We start from the raw sequence: 349 nt of genomic DNA, 5'->3' as shown, positions 1-349 counted from the left end.
GCGGGTACGGGAATATCAACCCGTTGTCCATCGACTACGCCTGTCGGCCTCGCCTTAGGTCCCGACTTACCCTGGGCAGATCAGCTTGACCCAGGAACCCTTGGTCAATCGGCGCAAGAGTTTCTCACTCTTGTATCGCTACTCATGCCTGCATTCTCACTCGTGTACCGTCCACGACTGGTTTCCACCGCCGCTTCGCCCGGCACACGACGCTCCCCTACCCATCACAGCAGGCGTTGGCCCTTCATGCTGCAATGACACGACTTCGGTGATGTGCTTGAGCCCCGCTACATTGTCGGCGCGGAATCACTTGACCAGTGAGCTATTACGCACTCTTTCAAGGGTGGCT

Source organism: Streptomyces sp. CB01881, from assembly GCF_002953255.1.
Classification (GTDB): Bacteria; Actinomycetota; Actinomycetes; order Streptomycetales; family Streptomycetaceae; genus Kitasatospora.
Note: the sequence above shows the minus strand (reverse complement) of the source record.